We start from the raw sequence: 23,820 nt of genomic DNA on the forward strand, positions 1-23,820 counted from the left end.
GATCAGCTCAGGTTATTTAAGAACGCTCGTCAATCAGCCGTTCTAGAAATTCCGCAAACGTTGAAGCATACTTGTCGATCAAATCATTCATGAGATCATAACACATGATCGAAAATTCCCCCTGTTTATCTCTAGTAGACGTATCAAAAAAATAAAGCTCGTCGCTATCCGGCACGAACAAGTCCAGTCTGTGGGGAAACCGACCTACCCACCATTCCTCGGCTTTATTCAGTCTATGTATGTAAAGAAGGTCGCCGTCGTAATACTCTCTATGTTCCGGAGCTGCGATCGCTAGAATATTGCCGTCTCCCAACCGGGCATTACCGTAATGAACCAGCCACCAGCGATAAGATGGCGGCAGGCAAAATCCTAATTCCTCTTCAGCTTCTGCTATCCAGCTTTCTTCCGCACCATGGCCAGGAAACCATTTTAAAGCGGAGGTCGTTTTCAGTTTTTCTGCCAAACGCTCATACATAAGTTCGATCCCCTCTCCTTATACATGGGTTTATTGTAAGTTTTGGATATCTCTCCAATCTTCTACAAATGATATGGCGGCGCTTTTCCTGCTACAATGTTATCAGGATGAACGTCAGTTGGCTCACAGTCATTCATACGGAGAAGGATATACTCAATCTCTTCTAATGGCATCTGCAATTTTTGGCTGACTTCATAAAGACCCATGTCTTGCGAAAGTAGTTTCCGTGCTTGATTTAACTTTCCATTTAGCCAATTGTTTTCAAGCATCCATTTTTTCACCAGATCCAGTAGTTGATTTTGAGTTTCCTTATCTGCATGCTTATTATATTTAGCGACTGACTCTGACAAATAGTTACAAAGGTGACTGCCTAATACCTCACGTTGCTCATGCTTGGACATCCGTTGGTACTGTTCATAACTTATGCTGATATCTAATTCGAGGGTATGATCCCTGCTATCAAAACGTCTGGATGTTGTTCGACCATAACTTTCAGGTAAAACACGCAATACAAAAAAGATATCATAGGGAAACTTCCATGTATTTGCTAATTCCTCTAAGGGCAGCAGCTCATCTCTCAATTGACCCACACACGTTCCATGTGTATCCAAAGTAAAAACTAGTTTCATACATACCTCCCTCTCCCACACTTAAGGAGTATCCGGATCATCTGTTATTTTCTGAGATCGCTTCGCAGCCTTTCGACAAGAGCCACTGCTCCATAACTTCAAACGCCTGCCCCGCATCCTGTTCATAGAAGACAGCCACCTCTTGCTGGTAGGCATAATTCAATCGTACATAGCCGCCCAGCTGCCGGTAGAACAGGAAACAAGCATAGGCATTCTCAATGGACAAATCCGGCGGAAATTCGTTTTGGCATAAGTCGGCCAGTTCGGGCAGCGTAAGCTGATCCTGTCCTTGTGGCAAACGCAAAAAGAGATGGCTCCGAGTGCCCGTCCACGGTTCATAGTAGATGCTCTCCCCTTGGCTGATTCCATACACCTGACGATATATTTCATCCAGCACCAAGGCGTACATCCCTTCGTCTTCCTGCTCCCGTGCCTGCAGGGAAATCGCCTTTACGTGCTCCGCATGCCGAGGTAGCCAGAGCAGCCTAGCTGTCTGGGGATGTACTGCCAGAAAATCACCGTCCACCGTTGTACCTATAACGATACACTCGCCGATCTGTTGCTCACTAATGGGGCTGTTTTCGTCATGCTCCCATAATCCGTACTCGGCAAAAGGTTTAAGCACCTCCGCATCGGGAAGCTGAACATTCAACCACCCTCTGTAAGTCCCTTCACCGAATCGCCGCAAAAACCGGAGGTAGCCCTGTGGATAAACAGTAACGTCTTCCTTCGCAAGTGCTTGGTTTTGGCCGTCAGATAGCGGTTTTGGCTGAGATACGATGTACATAAATAATCCTCCTGTTAACTGAACGATCCTACCTTTTATTAAAAACCCAATTTTGCTAAAGATTGTTGTATTTCCCGGTCTGCTTTACTTTTGAAAGTTGCAAACTCCACTGAAGATAAAGAATTCGGAAGTTTCTGATGGATAAAGGAATCAAAATCGATTGCCGTCTTGAGAATACGAAGCGTGTGCAGCAAAGGTAGTTGCTCCATTCCCGTCAAACGGGTTAAGCCTTTACAATTCCTAATAGAAAGTTCCTCCAGTGCCTTCATTTCCTGGTTAAAGCTGATTTCCTTCAGTTGGATTTGATCCTCAATAACAAGTCTCTTCAGCGCTTGAAAGGCTGTAATATTGGTCAGGTCATGGAAGCCGCGGACTCTAGTAATCTCCAGGTTCTCGATTGTATTCTCTTCAATTTCCTGAATGTGCTCCCGGCCTCCAAGCAAAATGCGAAGGTGCTCCAGCTTCCTCAGCCGGTTAATACAATGTAACGGCAGTTTGCTGATCGAATGCAGCGCGAGATAATTCAAGTTCTCCAGATAACCTATAGCATCAAGGTTTTTAACCTTACCCCCTACATGCAATTCCTCCAGATCAGAGAACTCTCTAAAATATTGCAGGTTGAGGGTCTTTTTATCCGAGATAATGTTTAATTTATTTAGAGAGTGCAACGTATCAATCCCCAGAATTTCCGAATTCTCCAGCTCGTATATGCCTATGCTCAAACTGCGCAGGTGATCCAGCTTCGCCAATGCTTCAGTGTTATGTGCCTGGGTGAGACTATCGAGGTGCAGCATTTTCACATGAGGAATCCGCAAGAGAGTATGACAATCAAAAGACAGCGAATAGTGGGCGTAGAAACGTACTCCGAAATCCTCATCCCAGCGCGCGCAAAGCTCATCCACTTCTTCCAATATGGAGCCATAAAAATCCGGGTGAGAAAATTGAATAATCACTTGGTTACCGTCGTGCAAATCCCGCTCGATCAGATCCCGGTCCAGCAGGGCAGGATTATTGATCAGAATTCTTTTTTTCCATATTTTTCGCATCCATTAATCCTCCTTTTTTGCCATTGATCACAAGCCCGTATTTACTGAAAATCCACGATTTGCTCAAATCGTGAATCGCATCATGGCTTATACGCACAGAAGGCTTTTGCTCCTTCATAGCATCTGCATCATGCGTCGAGAAGCGAAGCGGCTTTGTCATTTTATTAATGGAGTCTTTTATTTCATCGAAAAACTTATAAGTTAACGGCTTATGATCCCTGATATCCTCATAGATATAATACTTCCCGTTTTCATCTTCCAAATCCATTTGAAAGCCTTTAGGAAATGAAAGCAAGATACACGGCAATTCATCCTCTGCCCATTGTCCGTAATAGGGAAAATGGACACCTTCATTTCTCGCAAAAAATCCGGAGCTTTCATTATCAGACGCAACAGAAATGGAATAAACAAAGAATGGGTGACCATCATTCCTTTTTTCCTCTGCCGTAAAATAATGATAAAATGACTGATACGCCTCATACACCTGATTCTGGTCATGCTCTGTCTGGGCATAATTGGTTAGATAAAATTGCGCTTGCTTATGTTCAAAAAGCTTCAAAACGCTTTCAAACTCTTCCGGCCTTATGAAGAATCTAAGTTTATAAAATCCGCTGTTCTTTAATCTGTCCATTTCTTTTCTCTCACCGCCATGTTCTAAAGTGTCATCTCAGATGACCTTAGCCATTTGCTCATGTATTTTCAAAATTCATATTTCGCAAATCGTTCATTGAGAGTTTCTTCGTGCGGGATCCACTCCCAATCGCTCCATAATGACATTCTTACGAGTTCTGACAGCTTATCTACGGCTTGTGCCGGACTCGTAATGCTAATGAAGTCGTCAAAATCCTCATTGCGGATATCCAACGCTTTCTGCAAATAGTCATCGTTAAGACGCTCTTCTTTGAGTTGTTCATATTCATCCCTCGTCCACTGTTCACAAAAGATTCTTTCGGCCTCAATATCTCCATTCTCGAACAACGACAACTCGAATATTTCCTCATTTATATATCCGGCGGTCATCACTGGCTCCTCGATAAGCCGAGACAGCGTTTTGCCGATCTTCTTCACCGTACCCCATACAAAATAATCATGGAGCACGCTGATCCAGTACTCGTTGCTTTTGCTTACGTACATGACAACATTGAACTTTTGAGCCTCATTATTTGGCTTGCCTAATACTGTGGCATGCCCTTCGCTTAGCTCTCTTAATGCTTCGACAGTCTTATCAAGGTTGTTCGACTTGATATGCAAATTTGCGAATGATCTTCCCACGAGATGGCCTCCTCTAATCGCTTTCTTATTCAGACTGATTCTTATTTATATCCTATAGATTGTATCTAAGTATGTCTCTTATTTCCATTATAGTGATCATTTGTCCTGAGTCTTCCTACTTTTCACCTGAATTTTGAAAATGGCCTTTACTAGGGAGAGATACTGTATTGTTGCTTCAAGCTGAGCTAGATCTCGATAGCACAGTCATGACTGTGGTTTTGTGTTCTTTATAAAAATCCATTTTTGCATCCCTGAGGTTAATATGCCGTTACTCTATCCTAACTTGGACATATCGTATTATGAGACTTTTTCCAAAAAAAGCATCTGAGGGGTTGGTTAAATGAATGGTGTTTCCATTATTACCTGTACAAATCGTCAAAATTATTTAAACAACCTACTCCAAAATTACAACAGACAACGATATGCCCAAAAAGAACTCATCATTATTATCAATAACAATGCAATTCCACTATCTCCCTACCAACAGTTAGCTAAAAATCACAAAAACATAAAGATATTTCGTAAGCCAGAACATCAAACTCTGGGTTCATGCTTAAACTATGCCGTAACGAAATGCAAATATCATACCATCGCCAAATTCGATGACGACGATTATTATGCCCCTCATTATTTGACAGAAAGTATTCAGACATTAAATAGAACAAATGCTGATATTCTTGGAAAACGAGCTCACTATATGTATTTAAGTGGTTCAAAGACTTTAATCCTTCGTTTTGCACATGACGAACATCGAACAGTTTCCCATCTCCCAGGCGCTACACTCGTCTTCAAACGTAAAGTATTCGATCATGTAAAATTCCCTAATAAAAACGTGGGTGAAGATGATCTTTTTTGCAGCAGAAGCAGAAAGAAAGGTTATAAGGTTTATTCTGCGAGTAAGAATAACTTCGTAGCCATCCGTAGAAAAAACTCTTCAAAGCACACATGGATCATCAGTGATAGCACTTTAATAGCAAACCATAAGATCGTCCGTAATATTAAAAATTACAAAGCATTTGTTGGACGCAGTCCAAAGATCAAGTTATGAAACGGGCTCCAGATTCCACTATATCTGCTGTATCTATTCTGACCTGTACGAAACGAGCTGACTGTATAAATACACTGTTTGATAACTATCGACGACAAAATTTTAATCTTAAAGAACTTATCGTAATCATAAATAATGATAGTTTGAAGTTAGATGACTATAAAGCTGCTGCAAAAAAACATAAGAATGTGTGGGTTTTTAAAGTACCGGAACATCATTCTCTCGGTTATTGTTTGAATTTTGGTGTGCAATTAGCGAATTATAGTTATATTGCAAAATTTGATGATGACGATTATTACGCTTCCAACTATTTAACTGATAGCATGCAAATACTCCATAAGACTAAAGCAGATATCGTTGGAAAACGGGCTCACTATATGTATTTGAATGATAAGAAGTTACTTTTACTTCGTTACCTCCGAATGGAAAATAAATATGTAACCAATGTTCAAGGTGCGACCCTACTCATTAAACGCAAGGTGTTCAATCAGATCTCTTTTCCAAATCGGAACAGAGGTGAATGCGTTAAATTTTGTGCTGATTGCGCAGCTCATGGCTTTAAGATTTACGCAGGTAATAGGTATAACTTCGCAGCAATTCGTAGGAAAAACTCTAAAGATCACACCTGGATCATCAGCGACAAGAAGCTTTTATCCAAAAGAGTTAAAGTTATAAAAGTGAAAAACTTCAAAAAATACGTTACTCGAAACTGAATTAATGAAATACGAAATGCAGACTTTCGCCAGATCGAGTTATTTGCTGATGTTACCGGACACTGTTCAATAACGAGGGACTACCATTTGTGCGGTAATAACCCAATAAAAAGACTGGATGGCAACATAACCATGTTGCTATCCAGTCTTTTTATAAGGGCTTCCAATCGTGAAATACCAAGAGTTAGTTTTATAAATTTCTAATACATAGAAGTCACGCTTCACTTTACTCACCTCGCTATTTTATTTATTTATTTTTTATTGCAAATGCAACAATTATGAGATAAATTAATATATATTATTTATTGCATTTACAACAAAACACGCGCTAAGGAGTTATTTATGAAGGAAATCCTACGTGAAATTGGAATGATAGCTAGGGCATTAGATTCAATAAGCAATATAGAATTTGCAGAACATGACCTTACAAAAGGGCAATATTTGTACCTTGTTCGAATATGTGAAAACCCAGAAATAATTCAAGAAAAGTTAGCTGAGTTGATAAAAGTAGATCGAACAACAGCTTCACGTGCAATTAAGAAATTAGAAATTAATGGATTTATTGAAAAGAAAGAAGACAATCAAAATAAAAAAATAAAAAAACTATTTCCTACGGAGAAAGGGGTTACTTTGTACCCATACATAAAAAGGGAAAACGATTATTCCAATAAGGTCGCATTATCTGGATTCTCTGAGAGTGAAGTAGAAACTATGTTTACCTTGCTGCAGAGAGTCAGAAAAAATGTAGAAAAAGACTGGGAGTTAGTCAAAAAAGGAAACAAAAGAGATTATTGACTTAGTAAACGGAGGACAAATAAAAATGACCATAAATATAAAAAAGTGTACGTTTGAAGATTTAGGGTTACTCCAAGAAATCAGTGTTGAAACATTTAACGAAACATTTCAGAATCAAAACTCACCTGCAATTATGAATGCTTACTTAGATCGTGCTTTTAATTTGAAACAATTAGGAAAAGAATTATTGAATAATTGTTCGGAATTCTATTTTATTTTTTTGAATAAGGAAGTTGCTGGGTATTTAAAGCTAAACTTTAATGATGCCCAATCAGAAAAAATGGGTATTCATTCGCTTGAAATCGAGAGGATTTATATCAGGGGGAAATTTCATAAACGGGGACTAGGTAAATACCTGATGAATAAGGCTTTAGACATAGCAAAAGATCAGAATAAAGAGAAGATTTGGTTAGGCGTTTGGGAAAAAAATGAGAATGCAATTAAATTCTATGAAAAAATGAATTTCGTTCAAACAGGGACTCACTCTTTCTATATGGGTAATGAAGAACAAATAGATTTTATAATGACTAAAACACTCAGTTAATATTCTCATATTTCGTAAACTAGAACATCATCAGAAAAAAAATCGGCACCAAGTATATAGATATACGCTAACTAGGTGCCGACTGATAAACGCCTATAATAGATTTAAATTAATAGCACCATGCTTACGAATGCGGACAGGATAAATCTGCTCAACACCAAATGAGTGCATATATGCTTTATAGGAATCCGTGTATTCTTTTGGCAATAAAGCCATTATAACTCCTGCAAAACCGCCTCCATGTACCCTGCAGGCTCCTGCCCCCTTCTCCTTGATAAACAGCTCAGTTAATGCCAAATATAGTGTCACACCCTGTTCAGTAGGAGTAGAGTTAGAATAGCAATTTTGCAGCCATTTCCAGGATGAGTTTCCAGATTCATTTACGAGTCTTATGAAGCTGTTTGCATTATCGTCTGTCAAAGCTTCTACTTGTTGATCAACTCGAATGTTTTCCTCATAGAAATGCAGTGCTCTCAATACAGCTCTATCTCCAACACTCTCTCTAAGTTTGTCCAGGTTGTCCAATATATCTTGATTTTCTAAATCACGAAGCACATTTTTCCCAAGTTCTCGGGCAACAGCCTTCATTTCTGTTGGAATTGAGGAGTATTCTTCACTTAAATCTGCATGGTTTGCACCTGTGGGGACAATAAATAACTCATAACCTTTGTCAATGGATGAAAAATTTAATGTAGTGATCAGCGGAGCCTCGATGTTTTTAAAATCAATCGAAATTAGTCCCCCATATCCACAAGCAATTTGGTCGAGCAAACCCGATTGTTTGTTCCACTCTGAATTCTCTGCATATTGGCCTATCTTGGCACATGTAACGACATCCATCTCGTTATTGTTGTAGAAGAAATTAATAATAGAACATATCAACATCTCAAAAGAAGCTGATGAGCTTACACCTGCTGCACTTATGACATCACTTGTGATACAAACATCAAAACCGCCTAATTTATAACCGTAACGTTCAAAACCGTCCAAAATCCCTTTAACTAAGGTATATGTTCCTGAAAGGTTAAGGCTATTCCCACTCGAATTTAAATCAATAATGAAGTCTTCGTTATAGGTAATGCTTTTTATACGAATAATATTTTGATCATTTTTCGCAGCCGCTCCAATACAATCCATGTTTATACTGGCAGCAATTACTTTACCTAGATTATGATCTGTATGATTGCCACTAATTTCACTGCGCCCTGGTGAGCTAAAGAGAAACACTTCGCCCTCTGCAAATTTTTTTACATATTCCTGAACCAAGGTTTTATATCTTTGCTTTTGATCGTTAATGATAGATGGAACATCACCATACAGACTTTCTAGTGTTCTTTGAAATTCTTTTGATTCGATCAGTTGAATTGTTTCTGTAATTGATGGCATCCTTTGAATTCCTCCATATGTATAATTGATCAAGAAGAATATAGCATTTATTAATTATTTCATACTAGTGAAAAATGTAACTTTTATATGGATGATTATGACTTATAATTCCTCAAATATATATATTTAGTGTATATGTTGCGTGCCAAGAGCTTTCACCGTAACGCGCAGTTGTTGCGCTGTGATAACTAAATAAAAAGACTGAATGCCATAGCAAGATAGCTATATGCATCCAGTCTTTCTTTTTAAAAGGTATAATCGTAAAATTTCTCTGCATTACTTACGCTAGACCATATATCTGCGCTTTCCCCACCTATATACCAATAAGCAATTCCGGCTAGATTGTTCTTAACGCTTAAATCGTATTTTGCTATTAATGAACGGCCATCCTCAATCCAGATCGTGTGTTTTATGGACTGCTTTGAATAGTTGGCAACATATTGTCCTAAAGTCTCATTCCATACGGGCTTCATTCCATAGCTACTAATAATCTGATTTTGCTCCGGAAGCGAGATATACTTTGAAGACGAAACCGTACCATTCTGATTCAATATCCAATCACGATTATATAAAGGCAGTGCCAATATAACCTTATGGCTGGGTACGTCCTTTAGTACAGTATCCACTGCATGTTGATCAAAAGGAATAGAAGCATTGGGCCCTGGAAGCTTACTCCCGTCATAATGTTCGTCATAACCCATCATCACCATATAGTTCACTTGCTTTCCTAGTGCAGCGTAGTCAAAAGCATCTGTCCAATCTGTTCCAAGATCAGGAGAGACGTCTATTGATAGCTTCGCGTTAAGAGCATGCATTTTCTCAGCTAATAATGTAATGAACGAGGTCAAATACTCACGATCGTCAGGCGCTACATTTTCAAAATCAATGTTTAGTCCATCTAATCTATATTTACTCACTAAAGCTACTAATTGATTTACTGCAGTATTCCTTGTGGTTACACTCGACAACATTTGATGGGTCGCTTCTTGATCCGATCGATTGCCTACCATCGCCCATATTTTCTTATTATTCTTCTTTGCCCATGTGATCAGCGAAGTATCCGTTGAATCCGTTACTGCACCTGTTTTTCCTACATAATACCACCGTGGTGATAAGGTGTTAACGTTGGATTTCAGAACCGTATTCTCATATTGTGCCGTCGTCTGCCCATATTGCCAGCCTATAACGATTCGATCCTCCGGCTCATCATCGAGTTCTGCTGCCCAACTCTCATTTTGCAGCACTCGGTCAATGAGGACGGCCGTTTCCTGTCTAGTTATAGGATCAGAGGGTCGGAAATTCTTGCGATTATCCCCCTTCATTAAACCTAGATCATTTACAGTTGCAACAGCTGATCTTGCCCAGCTAGCAATTTCATTTCGATCATTGAACGAAGTTAGAGCATGAGTATGGTTTGTTTGCTTTAAAGCTTTGGCCATCCATACAGCCGCTTCCTGCCTGGTAACTGCTTTTGCTGGCGTGAAAGTAGTTGCCGATGTGCCGTTAGCCAGTTCAAGCTGAACAGCTGCCTGTATCCAGCCGTAATACCAAGCTTTTTTAGCTACATCTGTATAAGGAGATACTGGACTGACTGCCGGATCAAGCTTTAGCAGACGGTCAAGAACCGTAATGAATTCCGCTCTAGTAATCGATTTAGTAGGTGAGAAGCTTGTCGCCGTTGTGCCGGTTAATATGTTGCGGTGATACAAATCTATAATTTCATTTTTAGCATAACTAGTATCTATATCCTTAAAAGGCGCCTCATCATCAGCCGATATATGTTGAATAAATACTCCAGCTACAAGCACTACTACAAGTATCGTAATTACAAATCTACCAAATCTATTGTTCACGAGATGATCCTCCTCGGATATAATCTTCGAATTATACCAAGGATAGAAGCTATAAACACTGCTAAAATATTGGTAGAGCGCAAAAAAAATAGGGCATCCCACTAGCCGTTACGACTTTTAGGATCCCCCTATGATTTAAAGAGCCCGAAATAAAAGCTCCCCTTTGGATTGAATATATCGATACATCGCACCACAAACCACTATTATTAGTAATCCAATCCCTAACAATACGAGATTGCCATTCAGATCAGATAGCAGCAGACTCAAACCAAATGGAATCAGTAAGCTTATAAACCCTATCAACATCGCCACTAAGACGGATGCGCTTTGTTTGACTACCGATACTTCATTTGTCCACTCCAGTTTAGGTAACTTCAAGTTAACGAGTACACCAGTCATTGCAGTAAGACAAGCATAAAGGACCGGAATAACCAATAATAGCAAGCTTTCCACCCATCCCGTACCTAGGGATATCATAAGGAGCACACTACTTACAACCGCAATCGGCACGGTAATCGTAAGATTCACTGCAATTTTACTTAGCAATATCGTTAATGTCGGCACAGGTGCGCTTTTTAAAATCCAAATATTATTACCTTCGAGCGATATAGAACTGGATGTCGTACAGCTTAAAGTTACAAAAACGGAAACAAACAGTGGAGCCAGTCGATTCAGATAATTTGAAAGCTCTGGTATCTCAACGAGTTGTCCTAGTTGCTCTGCACTAACGAACAGTAAGGCGATCGCCAATACAAGTAACATTACCATGCCTATACTCGTGTTAAGTACATAGATAGAAGAACTAAAATAGCGACGCAGCTCTTTTTTATACAATGTATAAAGCGGTGAGGATACTGCAAGTGATTTCATTTGATATTTATTTTTTGAAAAAGAAGTCGTAAGACCTGTGTGGATCGCTTTATATTTGCTACCAAGCACGATGGTAAACAGCATAAAAGAAATCAGCGAAAATCCAATAAACAATACTAAGGAATCAAACTGAAACGAGCAAACCGCATTTACATACATAAGCGTCAAAGGATACAAGTTGTATATTTGATCAGCAATTTGAGCGCTCATATCCGCAAGTAATTGTGGATTGTTACCATTTATTTGACCTGAACCAACAATTATAGCAATAATTACAACAAAAGTTAGGATGAGCGTTATTATACGACTTCCTTTAAATCTTGAGGAAACCCAGCTGATCAGAGCACCTATAATCGTTGCAGCTATGATCGGCACTAATGGAATAAATAACAGTGTAATCAAAAAATACAAATAATATAGTACGCCGGGATTCACCTTTATAGCATAAACAATGCCTGCAGGTACCATCACCATCAAAGAGAAGAATAGGTTTAACACATAAAGCTGAGCCACCCGACTTGCTACAATATGACTCGTTTTGATTGGCAGCGACATTACGAGATCGTAGTCTTTGGAGCCAAATAATACACCACTAGCCTTATAGATCGTTGTAAAAAATCCGATTAAGCAAGTAACTGCCATCATTATCGCAAGGAGCAGCTCTGGCCGGCCAATCTGTTCAAGGGTCTCTGCTATCATATAGCTATAACCAAATGAAACCACAGCCATCATAACAATTCCAATTAGGATCCCGATGGTCAGCCACAGCATTTTTTGTCTTTCTTTCACATCACGTGTGTGCAAAGCTTTATTTAACCCAAAGGAAGAGATCAGCTGAATCTTCATCAATCTCCAGATATTAATCATGCTTAATCAACTCCAAAAATACATCTTCAAGGCTGCTGTCACCCTTCACCTCTTCTGTTTTCCCATGCGTAATCAATTCTCCCGCTTTGATAATGGCAATCTTATTACAGAGCTTCTCCGCTACATCCAGTACATGCGTTGAAAAAAAGATCGCACTGCCCTGACTGCAAATCTCCGTCATGATTTTTTTAAGCGTGTGTGCCGCTTTTGGATCAAGTCCCACAAAGGGCTCATCCAGAACTAACAGCTTCGGTTTATGTATCAGTGCTGAGATGATCGCGAGCTTCTGCTTCATACCATGAGAATACGAGGAGATTAAATCCCCCAAATGAGATGTAATCTCAAATTCATCACCATATTTCTTTATCAACAACTCCCGATCTGCTTTCGATACACTAAAAAGATCACCAATAAAATTCAAGTATTGAATGCCGGTCAGATGATCGTATAGATCTGGATTATCTGGAATATACGCAGTGATCGCTTTGCAGGCTAAAGGATCTTTTTTGATGGAATGTCCACCTATTTCGATATCCCCCTCTTCAAAATCAAGAACACCTACTACTGCCCGAATCGTCGTTGTTTTCCCCGCGCCGTTATGACCGATAAAGCCATAAATATCGCCTTTCTCGACCACTAAGTTCAAGTCATTCACTGCCTTCTTACCGCCCTTATAGCTCTTGGTAAAATGCTTTATTGTCAGCATCTTGGCACTCCCTCTCCGTTCGTATTCGTATTAGTAACTTTCATCATGCAATCAATGTCTACCGTTTCATACGTTATTAGGATAGTTTTACTATAGTACGTTTATCCTGTCCATTTAGTTCATTCCTTCATATAAATAAATTTTTCTTTATAAAAACGAAAAAGAAAGGGGTTCTCCCCTCTCTTTTATAATCCTGTTTATACGTACTTATGGATCGTTGCGAGCAGTTGATCAGCTACAGAGTCAACTCCGTAAGCAAGTTGATTGTGATCAAAGCGTATTTTCACAAAGCTCTCATCTGTATCAAGCGCATCGGCGAACAAACCAGCTAAACCACGCGCCTTACGATCAATCTGTAGGAGCAACTCAATGCCATCCTCATTTGGAAAGAAAACGATTTCTAATTCGTCTAGTTGATTCCGGAACTGTGAGGGGGGAACGAATTCAAATTCTTGAACAAAATCTAACCCATTGATCCTGCCGTAACGCGGTGCATATTCACAAGTCACTTCACGAATATGGAACCCGAGCTTATTCATCGCATCCAAAATAATAGCACAATATGGATGAGGGCCTACTTGAAGATAATCCTGATCCTTCGGATCAATTGCCTCTTTAATATCAAGTCCGGTTTGAATCCAAACCGGCGATCTACCTAACGTCACTGGCGTTATCGCCGGAAGCTGGAATGAGACAGGAAATTCATAGACCTGCTCCGCCACTACTTTGAATTTACTTGCTAACAGGAATTTGGATACCGTCGCTTCCACTTCCATCTTCTTATCGTTCAGCTCTTTCAAGTAACGTGTCTTAACGAATGCGTAGACGTCATCGACCTCCTGATCCACTCGGCCACCTTGAATTCGAACGGTACCACTGATCGTATCACCTGCGTTCACGAAATCTTGATGGAGCATGAGATCTACTTTAGCCGCTCCAATTCCGGCACTCGCGAGCATTCGTTTAAACATTGACATTGTAATGAATTCCCTCCCTAATATTTGCATATTTAAGGATACGAAGGGAACCACCTGAGGTTTCATTTACGGGACAGTAAATGCCATGCTACTGACAAAAAAGAAGCATCCTCACCCCAAATAGGGTCGAACACTTCTTTTTCCTCACAAAGTCTACGCTGAGGCGAACTGACTGTTATATAATCTGGCGTAATATCCACCGCTGGCTAGGAGTTGATCATGCGCACCACTCTCCACAATGTCTCCATCCTTCATAAAAAGAATAAGATCCGACTCTCGAATCGTTGACAATCGGTGGGCAATCACAAAGCTGGTCCGACCAGCGATCATAGTCAGAAAAGCTTTCTGAATCCGTACCTCAGTTAATGTATCAATACTGCTTGTAGCCTCGTCTAAGATGAGCATAGGCGGATCTACAAGCATTACTCGTGCAATGGTAAGTAACTGCTTCTGTCCTTGGGAGAGATTATCCCCTGAGCCACTGATCTTCGTATCATACCCTTCAGGCAGACGTTTAATGAAGCTATGAGCATTAGCAGCTTTAGCAGCAGCGATGATTTCCTCCTCTGTAGCCCCAGGTTTTCCGTAAGCAATATTATCTCTGATCGTGCCCCCAAAGAGCCAAGTATCCTGCAGCACCATCCCAAAATTACGTCGCAGACTGTCACGTGTAATGGTCTTAATATCCACACCATCAATCTTGATGGACCCACGGTCCACATCGTAGAAACGCATGAGCAGGTTTACCAGCGTCGTCTTCCCTGCTCCAGTCTGACCTACAATCGCAACTCGGGTACCGGGCTTCACTTCTAGACTGAAATCGTTAATCAAGGGACGTTTTGGATTATAAGCAAATGATACTTTTTCGAAGGTAATGGTTCCTTGACTTGTACTCATGATTTTGGCGCCCTTAGAATCAGCGGGTTCTGGTGTTAGATCGAGAATGGCGAAGATCCGCTGCGCAGAGGCAGTTGCCGATTGAAGCTGTGTAATCACACCTGTTATTTCATTAAACGGCTTAGCGAACAAGTTGGAGAAGATCAAGAAACTGGACAGATCCCCTACCGTGAAATGACCCCGAATTACCATAACACTACCGATCATAGCTATAACTGAGAACGTAACGTTATTTACTAGCCGCGTTGTCGGATTGGATAAGGAGCCATAAAATTGTGACTTCACACCAGTCTGATATAACGTCTCGTTTTGTTCTTCAAACTGAGACATTGCACGTTCTTCATAATGATAAGCGGTGACTACTTTTTGCCCGCCGATCATTTCCTCCACATAGCCATTGAGACCACCGAGAATCTTCGCCTGCTCTTTAAACATCTTTTGAGAGCGCATCGTAATAAATCTGGCCACAAAAAAGGTGGCGGGTGCTGACAGAAGAACTACTAAGGTCATCAGAGGACTGATGTACAACATAAGCACAATTGCCCCAACAATGGTGATGATCCCTGTAAGCAGTGTGGAGAAACCTTGCAGCAGTCCATCAGAGACGGCATCCATATCGTTAACAAACCGGCTGATACTGTCTCCTTGCGGGTGGTTGTCGTGAAATTTTAAAGGCAAAACATTTAATTTATCAAAAAGCTCCCGCCGTAAGTCATATACAGTCCGGTAGGCGATTCGATTCGTCAGATAGGTAAGGAGCCATCCGAAAAAGCTGCCGACAATATATACCGCTGCCAGAATCAAAAGCAGTCTAAGTACGGCGTCAAAATCCACCTCTCCCGGTCCGATCATAAAATCAATGGCTTTACCGATAAGTAGTGGTCCGATTAGACTGGCGATCACACTGAGTAACGCGCATATAACTGCCCCAATAGCTATTTTTCTATAATGTCCTGTATATACAATTAGTCTTTTCCAAATGTTGTTTTTGTTCATTGGCCCGACTCCTCACTCGATAGCTGGGACAGGCAGATTTCTTTGTACACTTCACAACCACGCATCAGCTCCTCATGGGTTCCGACACCGGCGATCCGCCCTTCCTCAAATACCATAATTTTATCCGCTTGCCTTACAGTGCTCACCCTCTGCGAGACAACGAGTACGGTCATTTGCTGGCTGCTCTCTTTGAGCGCTTTACGTAGAGCCGCATCAGTAGCGAAATCCAGCGCACTGGAGGAGTCATCCAGAATTAGAATCGACGGCTTACCTACCACTGCACGAGCTATGGTCAAGCGCTGCTTTTGCCCCCCGGATAAATTAAGTCCGCCACGTGATACCTGCGTATTCAATCCTTCTGGCAATTTACGAATAAACTCTTCCGCCTGAGCAACAAAGGCTGCTTGCATGATTTCTTCCTCGTTTGCGTCTTCCTTACCCCAACGAATATTCTCAGCGATGGTTCCTGTAAACAACACTGCTTTTTGCGGCACAATCCCTATTTTCTCTCGAAGCTGATGCAGCTTATAATCTCTGACATTCACTCCATCCACTTTAACTTCACCTTGCACTGCATCATAAAAACGTGGAATTAAGTTCACGAAAGTAGATTTACCAGAACCCGTACTGCCAATCAGCCCCACAGTTTCTCCGCGGTTAATGACTACCGAAATATCCTCTAATGCCAATTCTCCTGTTGTATTATAACCAAACGATACATGATCGAATGATATGACAGGAGCGGTATGATCAGGTTCAGTCATCACAACATTCCCGTCCTCGGACACGGATGCTTTGACACTCAGCACTTCATTCACACGATTGGCAGAAGATGAGGCTTTTGTAAAAATAATGACCAAGTTGGAGACCACTATAAGTGCCAGCAAGATTTGAGTGACGTAATTGATAAAGGCAATGATCTCACCTTGAGACAATCGCCCCCCATCAATGTGAATTCCACCTACCCATAAAATAGCTATGATCGCCGCGTTTACTACAAGTGTCGTCATAGGTCCAAGTAAAGCGGAAATCCGCGAGACCCGGATCGCTGTAGTGGTTAAATCCTCAGATGAGGCATCAAAACGTTCTTTTTCCGTACGTCTCTTCGCAAAAGCACGAATGACTCGAATCCCCGACAAATTCTCACTAAGAACGAGCGCAAGGGCATCCAGCTTCTGCTGGTATTTTCGATACAAAGGTGCACTTCGAGTGATAATAAAATATAATATAATGCCAAAAATCGGCGTTGCCGCTATTAAAATCAGCGATAATCTAAAATCCAAAATCATGGACATTATGATAGCCCCGATGCAGATAAACGGCGCACGAATAACAAGGCGAATCAGCATAGCCACTGCAATCTGCAGCTGGTTTACGTCATTGGTAATTCTGTTAATCAGCGTAGGCGTACCGAACTTATCCAGCTCAGCGTACGATAAAGATGTAATATGTTTGAACATTTTATTACGAAGCGTCGTGCCGAATCCCTGAGATGCTCGTGCTGCATAGTATTGGCACACCATGGAGCAACCGAAGCCAAGCAGAGACATCAGCACCATCAGGCCACCCATACGGTATACATAAGCACTGTCATGATTTCCTACCCCGTTATTGATGATTAACGCGACAATGGTAGGCAAAATCAGCTCCAGAATCGCTTCCATCAGCTTGAAGATTGGACCGATGATGGCTTCTTTTTTGTACGGTTTTAAATAGACTGCAATTTTAAACAACGTCATCCACACCCAACATAAGAAGTATTTAAGCACTTGAAATATGTATAATAACAGTTATGATTATGGCATATCTACTCACATATTAATAATATTTGATTCGTATCGCTCCCATACGATTAACATATCTCAAGTTCGGAGGATTCTTTTTATGGATATTAGACAGCTTAAATATTTTATGGCTATCGCTGAGGAAGGGCAGATTACTTCTGCAGCCAGAAAGCTGCAAATGGCTCAGCCTCCGCTCAGTCAACAGCTTAAGCTGCTTGAGGAAGAACTAGGCGTCAAGCTTGTAGATCGAGGTCCGCGCAGTGTACAACTTACCGAAGCAGGAGCCATTTTGCGTGACCGGGCTCAACAAATTCTGGAGCTAGCTGATTCCACTGCCCGGGAGCTCAATGATTTTGTCAAAGGCTTAAAAGGAACTCTCGCCATTGGCACTGTCTCTTCCTCAGGAGCGACCCTTCTCCAAGATCGACTATGTGAGTTTCACAAAACGTATCAAGGCGTTAAATTTGAAATCCATGAAGGGAATACCTTCAGAATCATCGACCTTTTGAACAAGGGCATTGTCGAGATTGGCATTGTCCGGACACCCTTTAATGCTACAAATTTAGAATGTCTTTACACACAAGCTGAGCCTATGATTGCCGTAATGACTCCAGAGTATGACTGGAAAACAGATGAAAACTTCGTTGAGATCGGTGAGTTAAAAGATAAGCCGCTCATTATCTACCGCCGTTTTGAGCAGCTTATCCGGGAAACCTGTCTTGAGAATGGTTTTGATCCGCTAATTTTCTGTATGAATGATGATGCGCGAACAACACTGCTCTGGGCAAATGCTGGTCTTGGCATCGGAATTATCCCCAAATCCGCTTTCGAATTAACGAGTAATCGTAATTTGATCTATAAAGAAATCAGTAGTGAGTCGCTTCGCACGCGGGTCGCCGCCGTCTGGATCAAGGATAAATACTTATCATCACTAGCTTCCAAGTTTATTGAAAGCTTTAAGAATGGTTAAACAACAGGCATGTTACTATATATGTAGCGATCGCACCGAAGAACTCTATTATTCTGGAATATCAAGGTGAGTACATCGAAATCCCCTTCCTTACTGTGATGCATTATGAGTATCTTGCCATTCTCGGCGAACGCAACGTTCAATTATTCGGAGATTACTTCCCGATTCGCTTCGACTAATTGGATACGATAGAGGGTGACAATTTATCTTGCCAAGTCCATCCTAAGCAATCGTATATTCGAAGTGAATTTAATGAATTTATGGAGCAGCAAGAATCCTATTACATTATGGAGAAGCAAGGAACATCCCATGTCTATTTGGGATTAACGGATACCTGCACCGAAGAAAATTTCTATCAAGCGGTGAAGACAGCGCAGGAAACGGCTATTCCTATCCCATTAAAAGACTATGTAAACGAGTTTGAAGCTGAAAAAGGCGACCTATTCCTCATTCCAACAGGTACAATGCATGCATCAGGAAAAAATAATCTTGTCCTCGAGATTTCATCAACAACATGGTGGTTTACGTTTAAAATCTATGATTTCTTGCGCAAAGGAATGGATGGTAAACCTCGTCCGATTAATATTGATCACGCCTTTCCGAATATTGATTTCTATAAGAAAACAGCGTGGGTGCAGGAGAATTTAATCGCTAAGCCCGTACTATTACAATCCCAAGGTCGCAACGAAATGGTGGAACTTGGTCAACGAGAGGATCTACTTTTCTATGTACACCGATTACATTTAACTGATAAATGGGAAGATCATACGGATCACCAAATGGTCATGTTCAATCTCGTAGAAGGTGAGAATTATATCCTGCGACAATGAATCCGTATCAGTCGAATTCCGGTATGCGGAGTCCTATATCCTGCCTGCTGCATTCGGTGCCTATCGAGTTGAGAATTTAGGTAGCCAGCCTTGTACGCTCATAAAAACTGTGGTATCCAAATCTTGGGATGTGAGCTTCCTTGAAGACTAAATTCGTTATCGCACTCGACGTTGGCGGGACCTTTATCAAGTCCAGTCTCGTCATGAATGGCTGCTCCATTCAAGCTTCTCAATTCCAAGTCCCTTCGCTTGCAAGTGAGGATGCCAGCACTACGCTCCAGCAATTCATGACGATCATGCAATACCAATATATGTTTGGAACAACATTATCGAACGATTTATCTGCTGCAGTGTTCCACAAGAACGTTTTATCTCTTTAACACTCGGCACAGGGCTGGGCTCTGCTTTCATTGATCAAGGAAAAATCCGAATTGAGGGTGAGGGAGTTCCTCGTAATGGAGAGCTCTATAATAAGCCTTATCGCCATACAATGATCGATGAAGTGTTCTCCCGTCCTGGTATTCTACATGCCGCACAGGAACGTGGATTTTGGATAGAAGGCATGGATGTGAAGGAGCTCGCTGATCTGGCAAGACAGGGAAACCTCGCCTATAAACAAGTATTCGAAGAATTTGGTTCGTGTCTAGCTGAGATGCTTGATCCCTATATCGTGGGCTTTGGAGCACAGCGACTCGTGCTTGGCGGACAAATCGCGAAAAGTTTTGATGTATTTGGACCTCCGCTCGAACAGGGACTACTACCACATCATCTATCTATTTATACATCTGAGCATGTTATAGAGAATACGTTCAAAGGTATTGATCAATTATTCTCATAAAAAATGGAAGGTGGGCTACCCATTATTTGAGTAGCCCACCTTTCATACTATCATACGTTATTTACCGTACTCTATAATCATTTGAGGATTATTAGTCATTCTGAACGTAGTCATTTGCGAATAACCTGATTCAATACGGATTGGTTCTCCGCAATAGTTCCCCCAGCCTAACGCTGGGTAATACCAGGCTTGATTGATAATAAGCTGTGCTATGATTTTTGCAGGAATGGTATCATTCAGAATTTCGAATGCCTCGATGACAACTTCCGCTCCCTCGTAATCGAAGGGGACTCCAATGGTAATCTTATGGTACGCGAGTGGAAGTTCTCTGCAAGTAAATCGTTGTTGGTACAGTGGCATACCAATATCACTATGTGTACCAATGATATGCTTGGGCTGATCATCTACGTGAACATGCATCGTTCCACCAGTTTTATGTTTCTTATACATGAACTGAACGCCTGTACCGTAAAATGAGAATTCAATGGTAGATCCCGGAGTATTCGAATGCCACACCGTACCTATGATAGCTTTTGAATCTTGTAGGTGCTGCCATTCACCCTTAATGGTTAATGAATCGGTATCCGCATAACTAACTAATGTAGGCGGTTGATACATATAAGCTATTCGAGCAGCCTCGTTTCCGTTGGATTCTACGCGTAGAGTGGCGTCCGTATCTGCTAGGCCAACAGCATAGAAGTGAATATACTCTCGCATCGTTTGGAAATCATTAGTAACTATTCCTTTAGTAGAATCGTCTTTACGTTCCAAATAATAGTTGCGCATATCGTCTTTCCATTCCCACGCAGGTTGCTCTCCGTAAACATCTGGTTGTTCATCACTAGCTTTACGAACCCGGTTGGCACGGCCGGTAAGTCTCCCTATATGATTCTCAGGATAAACACTGAATCGTCCTGATTTCTGCCATTCCACATAATCGATGTGCTCAGGCATATCGATTGCTACACCAAGTTCTTGTATCTCAAGCTCAAGTTCAACATTGTCCACCGTATAGCGAATTTCAAATTTACCACTTGCGAACAGCTTCTGAACAAATAAAACTTTTATGCCTAGTGTGTAATGACCAGTAGTTGTGACTACAATCTGCTGGTCATTCTCGCAAGTTTCTACATGAATGGAACCTGGAATCCAATTACCAAGCTCGACACCAGTCAAATTCAAATGCGGGCCACCTGTAAGTATGACTCGGTTTTGGAAAGTTGCTTGAGAGAGCATCGCTGATTCTTTGCAATATGTGAAAGAAACCATGTTGTTACGAATGAGATATTGCTCATCCGTTTCTTCGACCTTTAATGCTTCATACTGGGCATCACAGAATATGAACTGTCTTGTTGCAATTGGGAGCAGATATTCATCTACGACTATCCCATCCGATGTTTGAAACTGTAAATGTATGCGCTCTCGATCGCTCCAATCTCGTGCTGGAAGTTCGAGTTGCCCACTTGAGTATGGCTTAATATCAGGTCCATAGAAAGACGGTTGAGGAATAATTTGCCCATCCACGTGAATGCTGTAGCCAATGTTCACCTCATTCAGGTTAGTGTGATTGAACCAGTTACTAATTGAGATGATGAGTGGGGCATATCCTGGATTCCCAACGGTGCCTTCCTTAATCCGAATTGGGGAGTAGGCTTTCTTAGTCATCCAATATTCAGGCTTATGTCTGCGCCAGACATCACTCATATTACCCCATTCTCCGTATCCTGCGGCAGTACCAATTGAATGCTGTTGATGTCGTTCGGGGACACCATCAGGCAGGAAGAATATATCATCAATATTAGCCCACAATGCACCACCAAGCGCACCATGCGTATTGACAATCTTCTCCCATATCTTATATACACTCTCTCCCCAGAAGTTGCGTACGTTATTGTCTCGTTCAAGTTCCTCGATGTTATAGCAAGCGATATGTGCATATTCATCGTGAATAACAGGAGAAGAATAGTTAATTACGATATCTTTCTCAGACACCCCATAAGTAACTAAGTGGTAATCCATATCATTTGTATAATCAATATAATGTGCGCTGTAAATATCGGTTGTACTGCCATCCTCAACTAAGAACGGATAACTGAATTTAGTTGGCCGAGTCGTCTCCTCTTGCTGAACGTACTGCAGCTGTCTTCTGAATTTATCCCCTTCCTCATTAGCGCGCCAGCCACTCTCATTAGCTAAGGACCATATTATGACGCTAGGATGAGAACGATCACGTTCTATCATTTCTGCTAATTGATTCATATACCATGGTTCGTCATCCCGCCATGGTCCAGGTCCATTTGCATACTGGAAGTTAACGGCTGTTTCTTCCTCTACATACATGCCAAGCTCATCGCACGCCGCAAGAAACTCCTCCGATGGTGGATAGTGGGAGGTTCGTACGTAGTTAACATTTTGCTCTCGTAGCAATATGACATCCTGTATATCCATTTCTGGTGTTGTTGTTCTACCGAGCTTTGGATGGATACTATGGCGGCATGTGCCTCTTAATTTAATTCGTTCTCCATTAATGTAGATTTCTTTCGGATCTGTCCCGTTCTTTCCTGCGAAGCAGATTTGTCGGAATCCAACCTGTACTTCAGCTTGCTCGATCAATTGATGCTCATCGTCAAATAACTTGGCATGTAGGGTGTATAGATAGGGCTGCTCAGCATTCCATTTCTTTGGGTGTTGAATGTTGAAGGATATATCGAGGTGTTGTTGCTCAGGCTCAAAAAAGATAGAGTGCTCTTCAAGTGTTACGAGGGATTGTTGTTGGTCTGTTAGCTCCAATTGAACATAAGCAGCATTAGCTTGATTCAGTTCGGCACCTAATGATACATGCAAAAACGCGTTATTGTAAGCGGTGTCAAATTCAATGTCATAATGAAATCTAGTAAGATGCGCTTTGGGTACTGCAATAAGCTCAATCGACCTTAGAATCCCACCTATATTATGATGAGCGTATTTGCTACCAATTGAAGGGTCCCAAATATCATCGATGAATTCAACGATTACAGTAGTAGCTTGCCCAGCGTGGATCTGATCCGTAATATTACAATCCCATGTCGTAAATCCACCCAGATGATCACGGTTATAGAAGCCGTTTATCCATACTTTAGCTTTGGAATATATACCATGGAACCTTAATATTACATGCTTTCCATCGTAATCTTCTGGAATCACAAAAGAAGTTTTGTAGTAGTAAGGAGTGTCATTCTCGATATTAAAGCCTTGCATTACGACTTCACCAGGAACAATGATTTCATGCCAATCATAAGAATCGAGATTTTGTGCCTCAATATGGTCCATTGAGAGTGTATTCATACTGAAATACCATTGATTCTCAAGACATGTATTGAGACATATCACCGGATCTTTCGTGCCCGAAGTATAGGTAGGCTTCGTAATTATTGTAGGTCTTTTCCATGCTGTCGAATTGTTTAGTACTGATGTTGCCATGATCATGCTAATTCAACCTCCGAGCATATATTGATGGATGCCTAGCGTCAAAATCATACCGAAATGGACATAGGAAGA

The 23,820-nt window shown here is 41.1% G+C and carries 22 protein-coding genes; 8 read left to right on the top strand and 14 right to left on the bottom strand.

Annotated features, from left to right (window positions below; genetic code table 11):
- Positions 1–16: 16 nt before the first annotated feature.
- From PAENI_RS16650 to PAENI_RS16675, 6 genes are all read right to left on the bottom strand, one after another.
- Positions 17–475, bottom strand: coding sequence for an SMI1/KNR4 family protein (locus PAENI_RS16650; protein ID WP_149646059.1), 459 nt, complete (start codon positions 473–475; stop codon positions 17–19).
- Positions 476–537: 62 nt separating this feature from the next.
- Positions 538–1,104, bottom strand: coding sequence for a hypothetical protein (locus PAENI_RS16655; RefSeq protein WP_149646060.1), 567 nt, complete (start codon positions 1,102–1,104; stop codon positions 538–540).
- 37 nt (positions 1,105–1,141) lie between these two features.
- Positions 1,142–1,891: a hypothetical protein gene (locus PAENI_RS16660; RefSeq protein WP_149646061.1), complete on the bottom strand. Its 750-nt coding sequence runs from the start codon at positions 1,889–1,891 to the stop codon at positions 1,142–1,144.
- Between the two features lie 38 nt (positions 1,892–1,929).
- Entirely contained in the window at positions 1,930–2,937 is a 1,008-nt protein-coding gene (locus tag PAENI_RS16665; RefSeq protein WP_149646062.1) for a leucine-rich repeat domain-containing protein, read from the bottom strand.
- A complete protein-coding gene (locus tag PAENI_RS16670; protein WP_149646063.1) occupies positions 2,900–3,568 on the bottom strand; it encodes a hypothetical protein in 669 nt (222 codons plus the stop codon). The genes PAENI_RS16665 and PAENI_RS16670 overlap by 38 nt, the downstream gene beginning before the upstream one ends.
- Positions 3,569–3,636: 68 nt before the next feature.
- On the bottom strand, positions 3,637–4,209 hold the full coding sequence (locus tag PAENI_RS16675; RefSeq protein WP_149646064.1) for a hypothetical protein: 573 nt from the start codon (positions 4,207–4,209) through the stop codon (positions 3,637–3,639).
- 340 nt (positions 4,210–4,549) lie between these two features.
- Here PAENI_RS16675 and PAENI_RS16680 point away from each other — a divergent pair, with 340 nt between their 5' ends.
- The 4 genes from PAENI_RS16680 to paiA all read left to right on the top strand — a co-directional run bounded on the left by PAENI_RS16680 (position 4,550) and on the right by paiA (position 7,309).
- Positions 4,550–5,257, top strand: coding sequence for a glycosyltransferase family 2 protein (locus PAENI_RS16680; RefSeq protein ID WP_149646065.1), 708 nt, complete (start codon positions 4,550–4,552; stop codon positions 5,255–5,257).
- Positions 5,254–5,970, top strand: coding sequence for a glycosyltransferase family 2 protein (locus PAENI_RS16685; protein WP_149646066.1), 717 nt, complete (start codon positions 5,254–5,256; stop codon positions 5,968–5,970). The genes PAENI_RS16680 and PAENI_RS16685 overlap by 4 nt, the downstream gene beginning before the upstream one ends.
- Positions 5,971–6,312: 342 nt before the next feature.
- Positions 6,313–6,765 carry a MarR family winged helix-turn-helix transcriptional regulator gene (locus PAENI_RS16690; RefSeq protein ID WP_149646067.1) on the top strand — a complete coding sequence of 151 codons (453 nt, stop codon included), beginning with the start codon at positions 6,313–6,315 and terminating at the stop codon, positions 6,763–6,765.
- Between the two features lie 25 nt (positions 6,766–6,790).
- Positions 6,791–7,309: a spermidine/spermine N(1)-acetyltransferase gene (gene paiA / locus PAENI_RS16695; RefSeq protein ID WP_149646068.1), complete on the top strand. Its 519-nt coding sequence runs from the start codon at positions 6,791–6,793 to the stop codon at positions 7,307–7,309.
- Between the two features lie 93 nt (positions 7,310–7,402).
- On the opposite strand, the gene PAENI_RS16700 is transcribed toward paiA, so the two are convergent.
- From PAENI_RS16700 to PAENI_RS16730, 7 genes are all read right to left on the bottom strand, one after another.
- The gene (locus PAENI_RS16700; protein WP_149646069.1) at positions 7,403–8,695 is read right to left on the bottom strand and encodes a galactokinase; all 1,293 of its coding nucleotides are present in this window, start codon (positions 8,693–8,695) and stop codon (positions 7,403–7,405) included.
- Positions 8,696–8,940: 245 nt separating this feature from the next.
- Positions 8,941–10,548 carry an S-layer homology domain-containing protein gene (locus PAENI_RS16705; protein WP_188114603.1) on the bottom strand — a complete coding sequence of 536 codons (1,608 nt, stop codon included), beginning with the start codon at positions 10,546–10,548 and terminating at the stop codon, positions 8,941–8,943.
- A 135-nt stretch (positions 10,549–10,683) separates the two neighbouring features.
- The gene (locus PAENI_RS16710; RefSeq protein ID WP_149646071.1) at positions 10,684–12,285 is read right to left on the bottom strand and encodes an ABC transporter permease; all 1,602 of its coding nucleotides are present in this window, start codon (positions 12,283–12,285) and stop codon (positions 10,684–10,686) included.
- On the bottom strand, positions 12,278–12,991 hold the full coding sequence (locus PAENI_RS16715) for an ABC transporter ATP-binding protein (protein WP_042189353.1): 714 nt from the start codon (positions 12,989–12,991) through the stop codon (positions 12,278–12,280). The genes PAENI_RS16710 and PAENI_RS16715 overlap by 8 nt, the downstream gene beginning before the upstream one ends.
- Positions 12,992–13,188: 197 nt before the next feature.
- Positions 13,189–13,968 carry a sporulation protein gene (locus PAENI_RS16720; protein WP_149646072.1) on the bottom strand — a complete coding sequence of 260 codons (780 nt, stop codon included), beginning with the start codon at positions 13,966–13,968 and terminating at the stop codon, positions 13,189–13,191.
- A gap of 153 nt (positions 13,969–14,121) precedes the next feature.
- A complete protein-coding gene (locus PAENI_RS16725; RefSeq protein WP_149646073.1) occupies positions 14,122–15,861 on the bottom strand; it encodes an ABC transporter ATP-binding protein in 1,740 nt (579 codons plus the stop codon).
- Positions 15,858–17,594 (bottom strand): ABC transporter ATP-binding protein, encoded by a 1,737-nt coding sequence (locus PAENI_RS16730; protein ID WP_149646074.1) that lies wholly within the window; start codon positions 17,592–17,594, stop codon positions 15,858–15,860. The genes PAENI_RS16725 and PAENI_RS16730 overlap by 4 nt, the downstream gene beginning before the upstream one ends.
- A gap of 151 nt (positions 17,595–17,745) precedes the next feature.
- Here PAENI_RS16730 and PAENI_RS16735 point away from each other — a divergent pair, with 151 nt between their 5' ends.
- From PAENI_RS16735 to PAENI_RS16750, 4 genes are all read left to right on the top strand, one after another.
- Positions 17,746–18,615 (top strand): LysR family transcriptional regulator, encoded by an 870-nt coding sequence (locus PAENI_RS16735; protein WP_076286242.1) that lies wholly within the window; start codon positions 17,746–17,748, stop codon positions 18,613–18,615.
- A 179-nt stretch (positions 18,616–18,794) separates the two neighbouring features.
- On the top strand, positions 18,795–19,445 hold the full coding sequence (locus PAENI_RS16740; protein WP_223178965.1) for a class I mannose-6-phosphate isomerase: 651 nt from the start codon (positions 18,795–18,797) through the stop codon (positions 19,443–19,445).
- A 140-nt stretch (positions 19,446–19,585) separates the two neighbouring features.
- Positions 19,586–19,825: a hypothetical protein gene (locus PAENI_RS16745; RefSeq protein WP_149646076.1), complete on the top strand. Its 240-nt coding sequence runs from the start codon at positions 19,586–19,588 to the stop codon at positions 19,823–19,825.
- Between the two features lie 29 nt (positions 19,826–19,854).
- Positions 19,855–20,283 (top strand): ROK family protein, encoded by a 429-nt coding sequence (locus PAENI_RS16750; protein WP_262495638.1) that lies wholly within the window; start codon positions 19,855–19,857, stop codon positions 20,281–20,283.
- 57 nt (positions 20,284–20,340) lie between these two features.
- Here PAENI_RS16750 and PAENI_RS16755 read toward each other — a convergent pair whose 3' ends face one another.
- The gene (locus PAENI_RS16755; RefSeq protein ID WP_149646078.1) at positions 20,341–23,748 is read right to left on the bottom strand and encodes a glycoside hydrolase family 2 protein; all 3,408 of its coding nucleotides are present in this window, start codon (positions 23,746–23,748) and stop codon (positions 20,341–20,343) included.
- Positions 23,749–23,820 lie beyond the last annotated feature (72 nt).

It is taken from the genome of Paenibacillus sp. B2(2019), from assembly GCF_008370385.1.
GTDB lineage: Bacteria > Bacillota > Bacilli > Paenibacillales > Paenibacillaceae > Paenibacillus_AQ.

Coding starts and splice junctions, on each gene's coding strand:
- PAENI_RS16650 (WP_149646059.1), bottom strand. CDS start 475: ATGTATGAGCGTTTGGCAGAAAAACTGAAAACGACCTCCGCTTTAAAA.
- PAENI_RS16655 (WP_149646060.1), bottom strand. CDS start 1,104: ATGAAACTAGTTTTTACTTTGGATACACATGGAACGTGTGTGGGTCAA.
- PAENI_RS16660 (WP_149646061.1), bottom strand. CDS start 1,891: ATGTACATCGTATCTCAGCCAAAACCGCTATCTGACGGCCAAAACCAA.
- PAENI_RS16665 (WP_149646062.1), bottom strand. CDS start 2,937: ATGCGAAAAATATGGAAAAAAAGAATTCTGATCAATAATCCTGCCCTG.
- PAENI_RS16670 (WP_149646063.1), bottom strand. CDS start 3,568: ATGGACAGATTAAAGAACAGCGGATTTTATAAACTTAGATTCTTCATA.
- PAENI_RS16680 (WP_149646065.1), top strand. CDS start 4,550: ATGAATGGTGTTTCCATTATTACCTGTACAAATCGTCAAAATTATTTA.
- PAENI_RS16685 (WP_149646066.1), top strand. CDS start 5,254: ATGAAACGGGCTCCAGATTCCACTATATCTGCTGTATCTATTCTGACC.
- PAENI_RS16690 (WP_149646067.1), top strand. CDS start 6,313: ATGAAGGAAATCCTACGTGAAATTGGAATGATAGCTAGGGCATTAGAT.
- paiA (WP_149646068.1), top strand. CDS start 6,791: ATGACCATAAATATAAAAAAGTGTACGTTTGAAGATTTAGGGTTACTC.
- PAENI_RS16700 (WP_149646069.1), bottom strand. CDS start 8,695: ATGCCATCAATTACAGAAACAATTCAACTGATCGAATCAAAAGAATTT.
- PAENI_RS16710 (WP_149646071.1), bottom strand. CDS start 12,285: ATGATTAATATCTGGAGATTGATGAAGATTCAGCTGATCTCTTCCTTT.
- PAENI_RS16715 (WP_042189353.1), bottom strand. CDS start 12,991: ATGCTGACAATAAAGCATTTTACCAAGAGCTATAAGGGCGGTAAGAAG.
- PAENI_RS16720 (WP_149646072.1), bottom strand. CDS start 13,968: ATGTCAATGTTTAAACGAATGCTCGCGAGTGCCGGAATTGGAGCGGCT.
- PAENI_RS16725 (WP_149646073.1), bottom strand. CDS start 15,861: ATGAACAAAAACAACATTTGGAAAAGACTAATTGTATATACAGGACAT.
- PAENI_RS16735 (WP_076286242.1), top strand. CDS start 17,746: ATGGATATTAGACAGCTTAAATATTTTATGGCTATCGCTGAGGAAGGG.
- PAENI_RS16755 (WP_149646078.1), bottom strand. CDS start 23,748: ATGATCATGGCAACATCAGTACTAAACAATTCGACAGCATGGAAAAGA.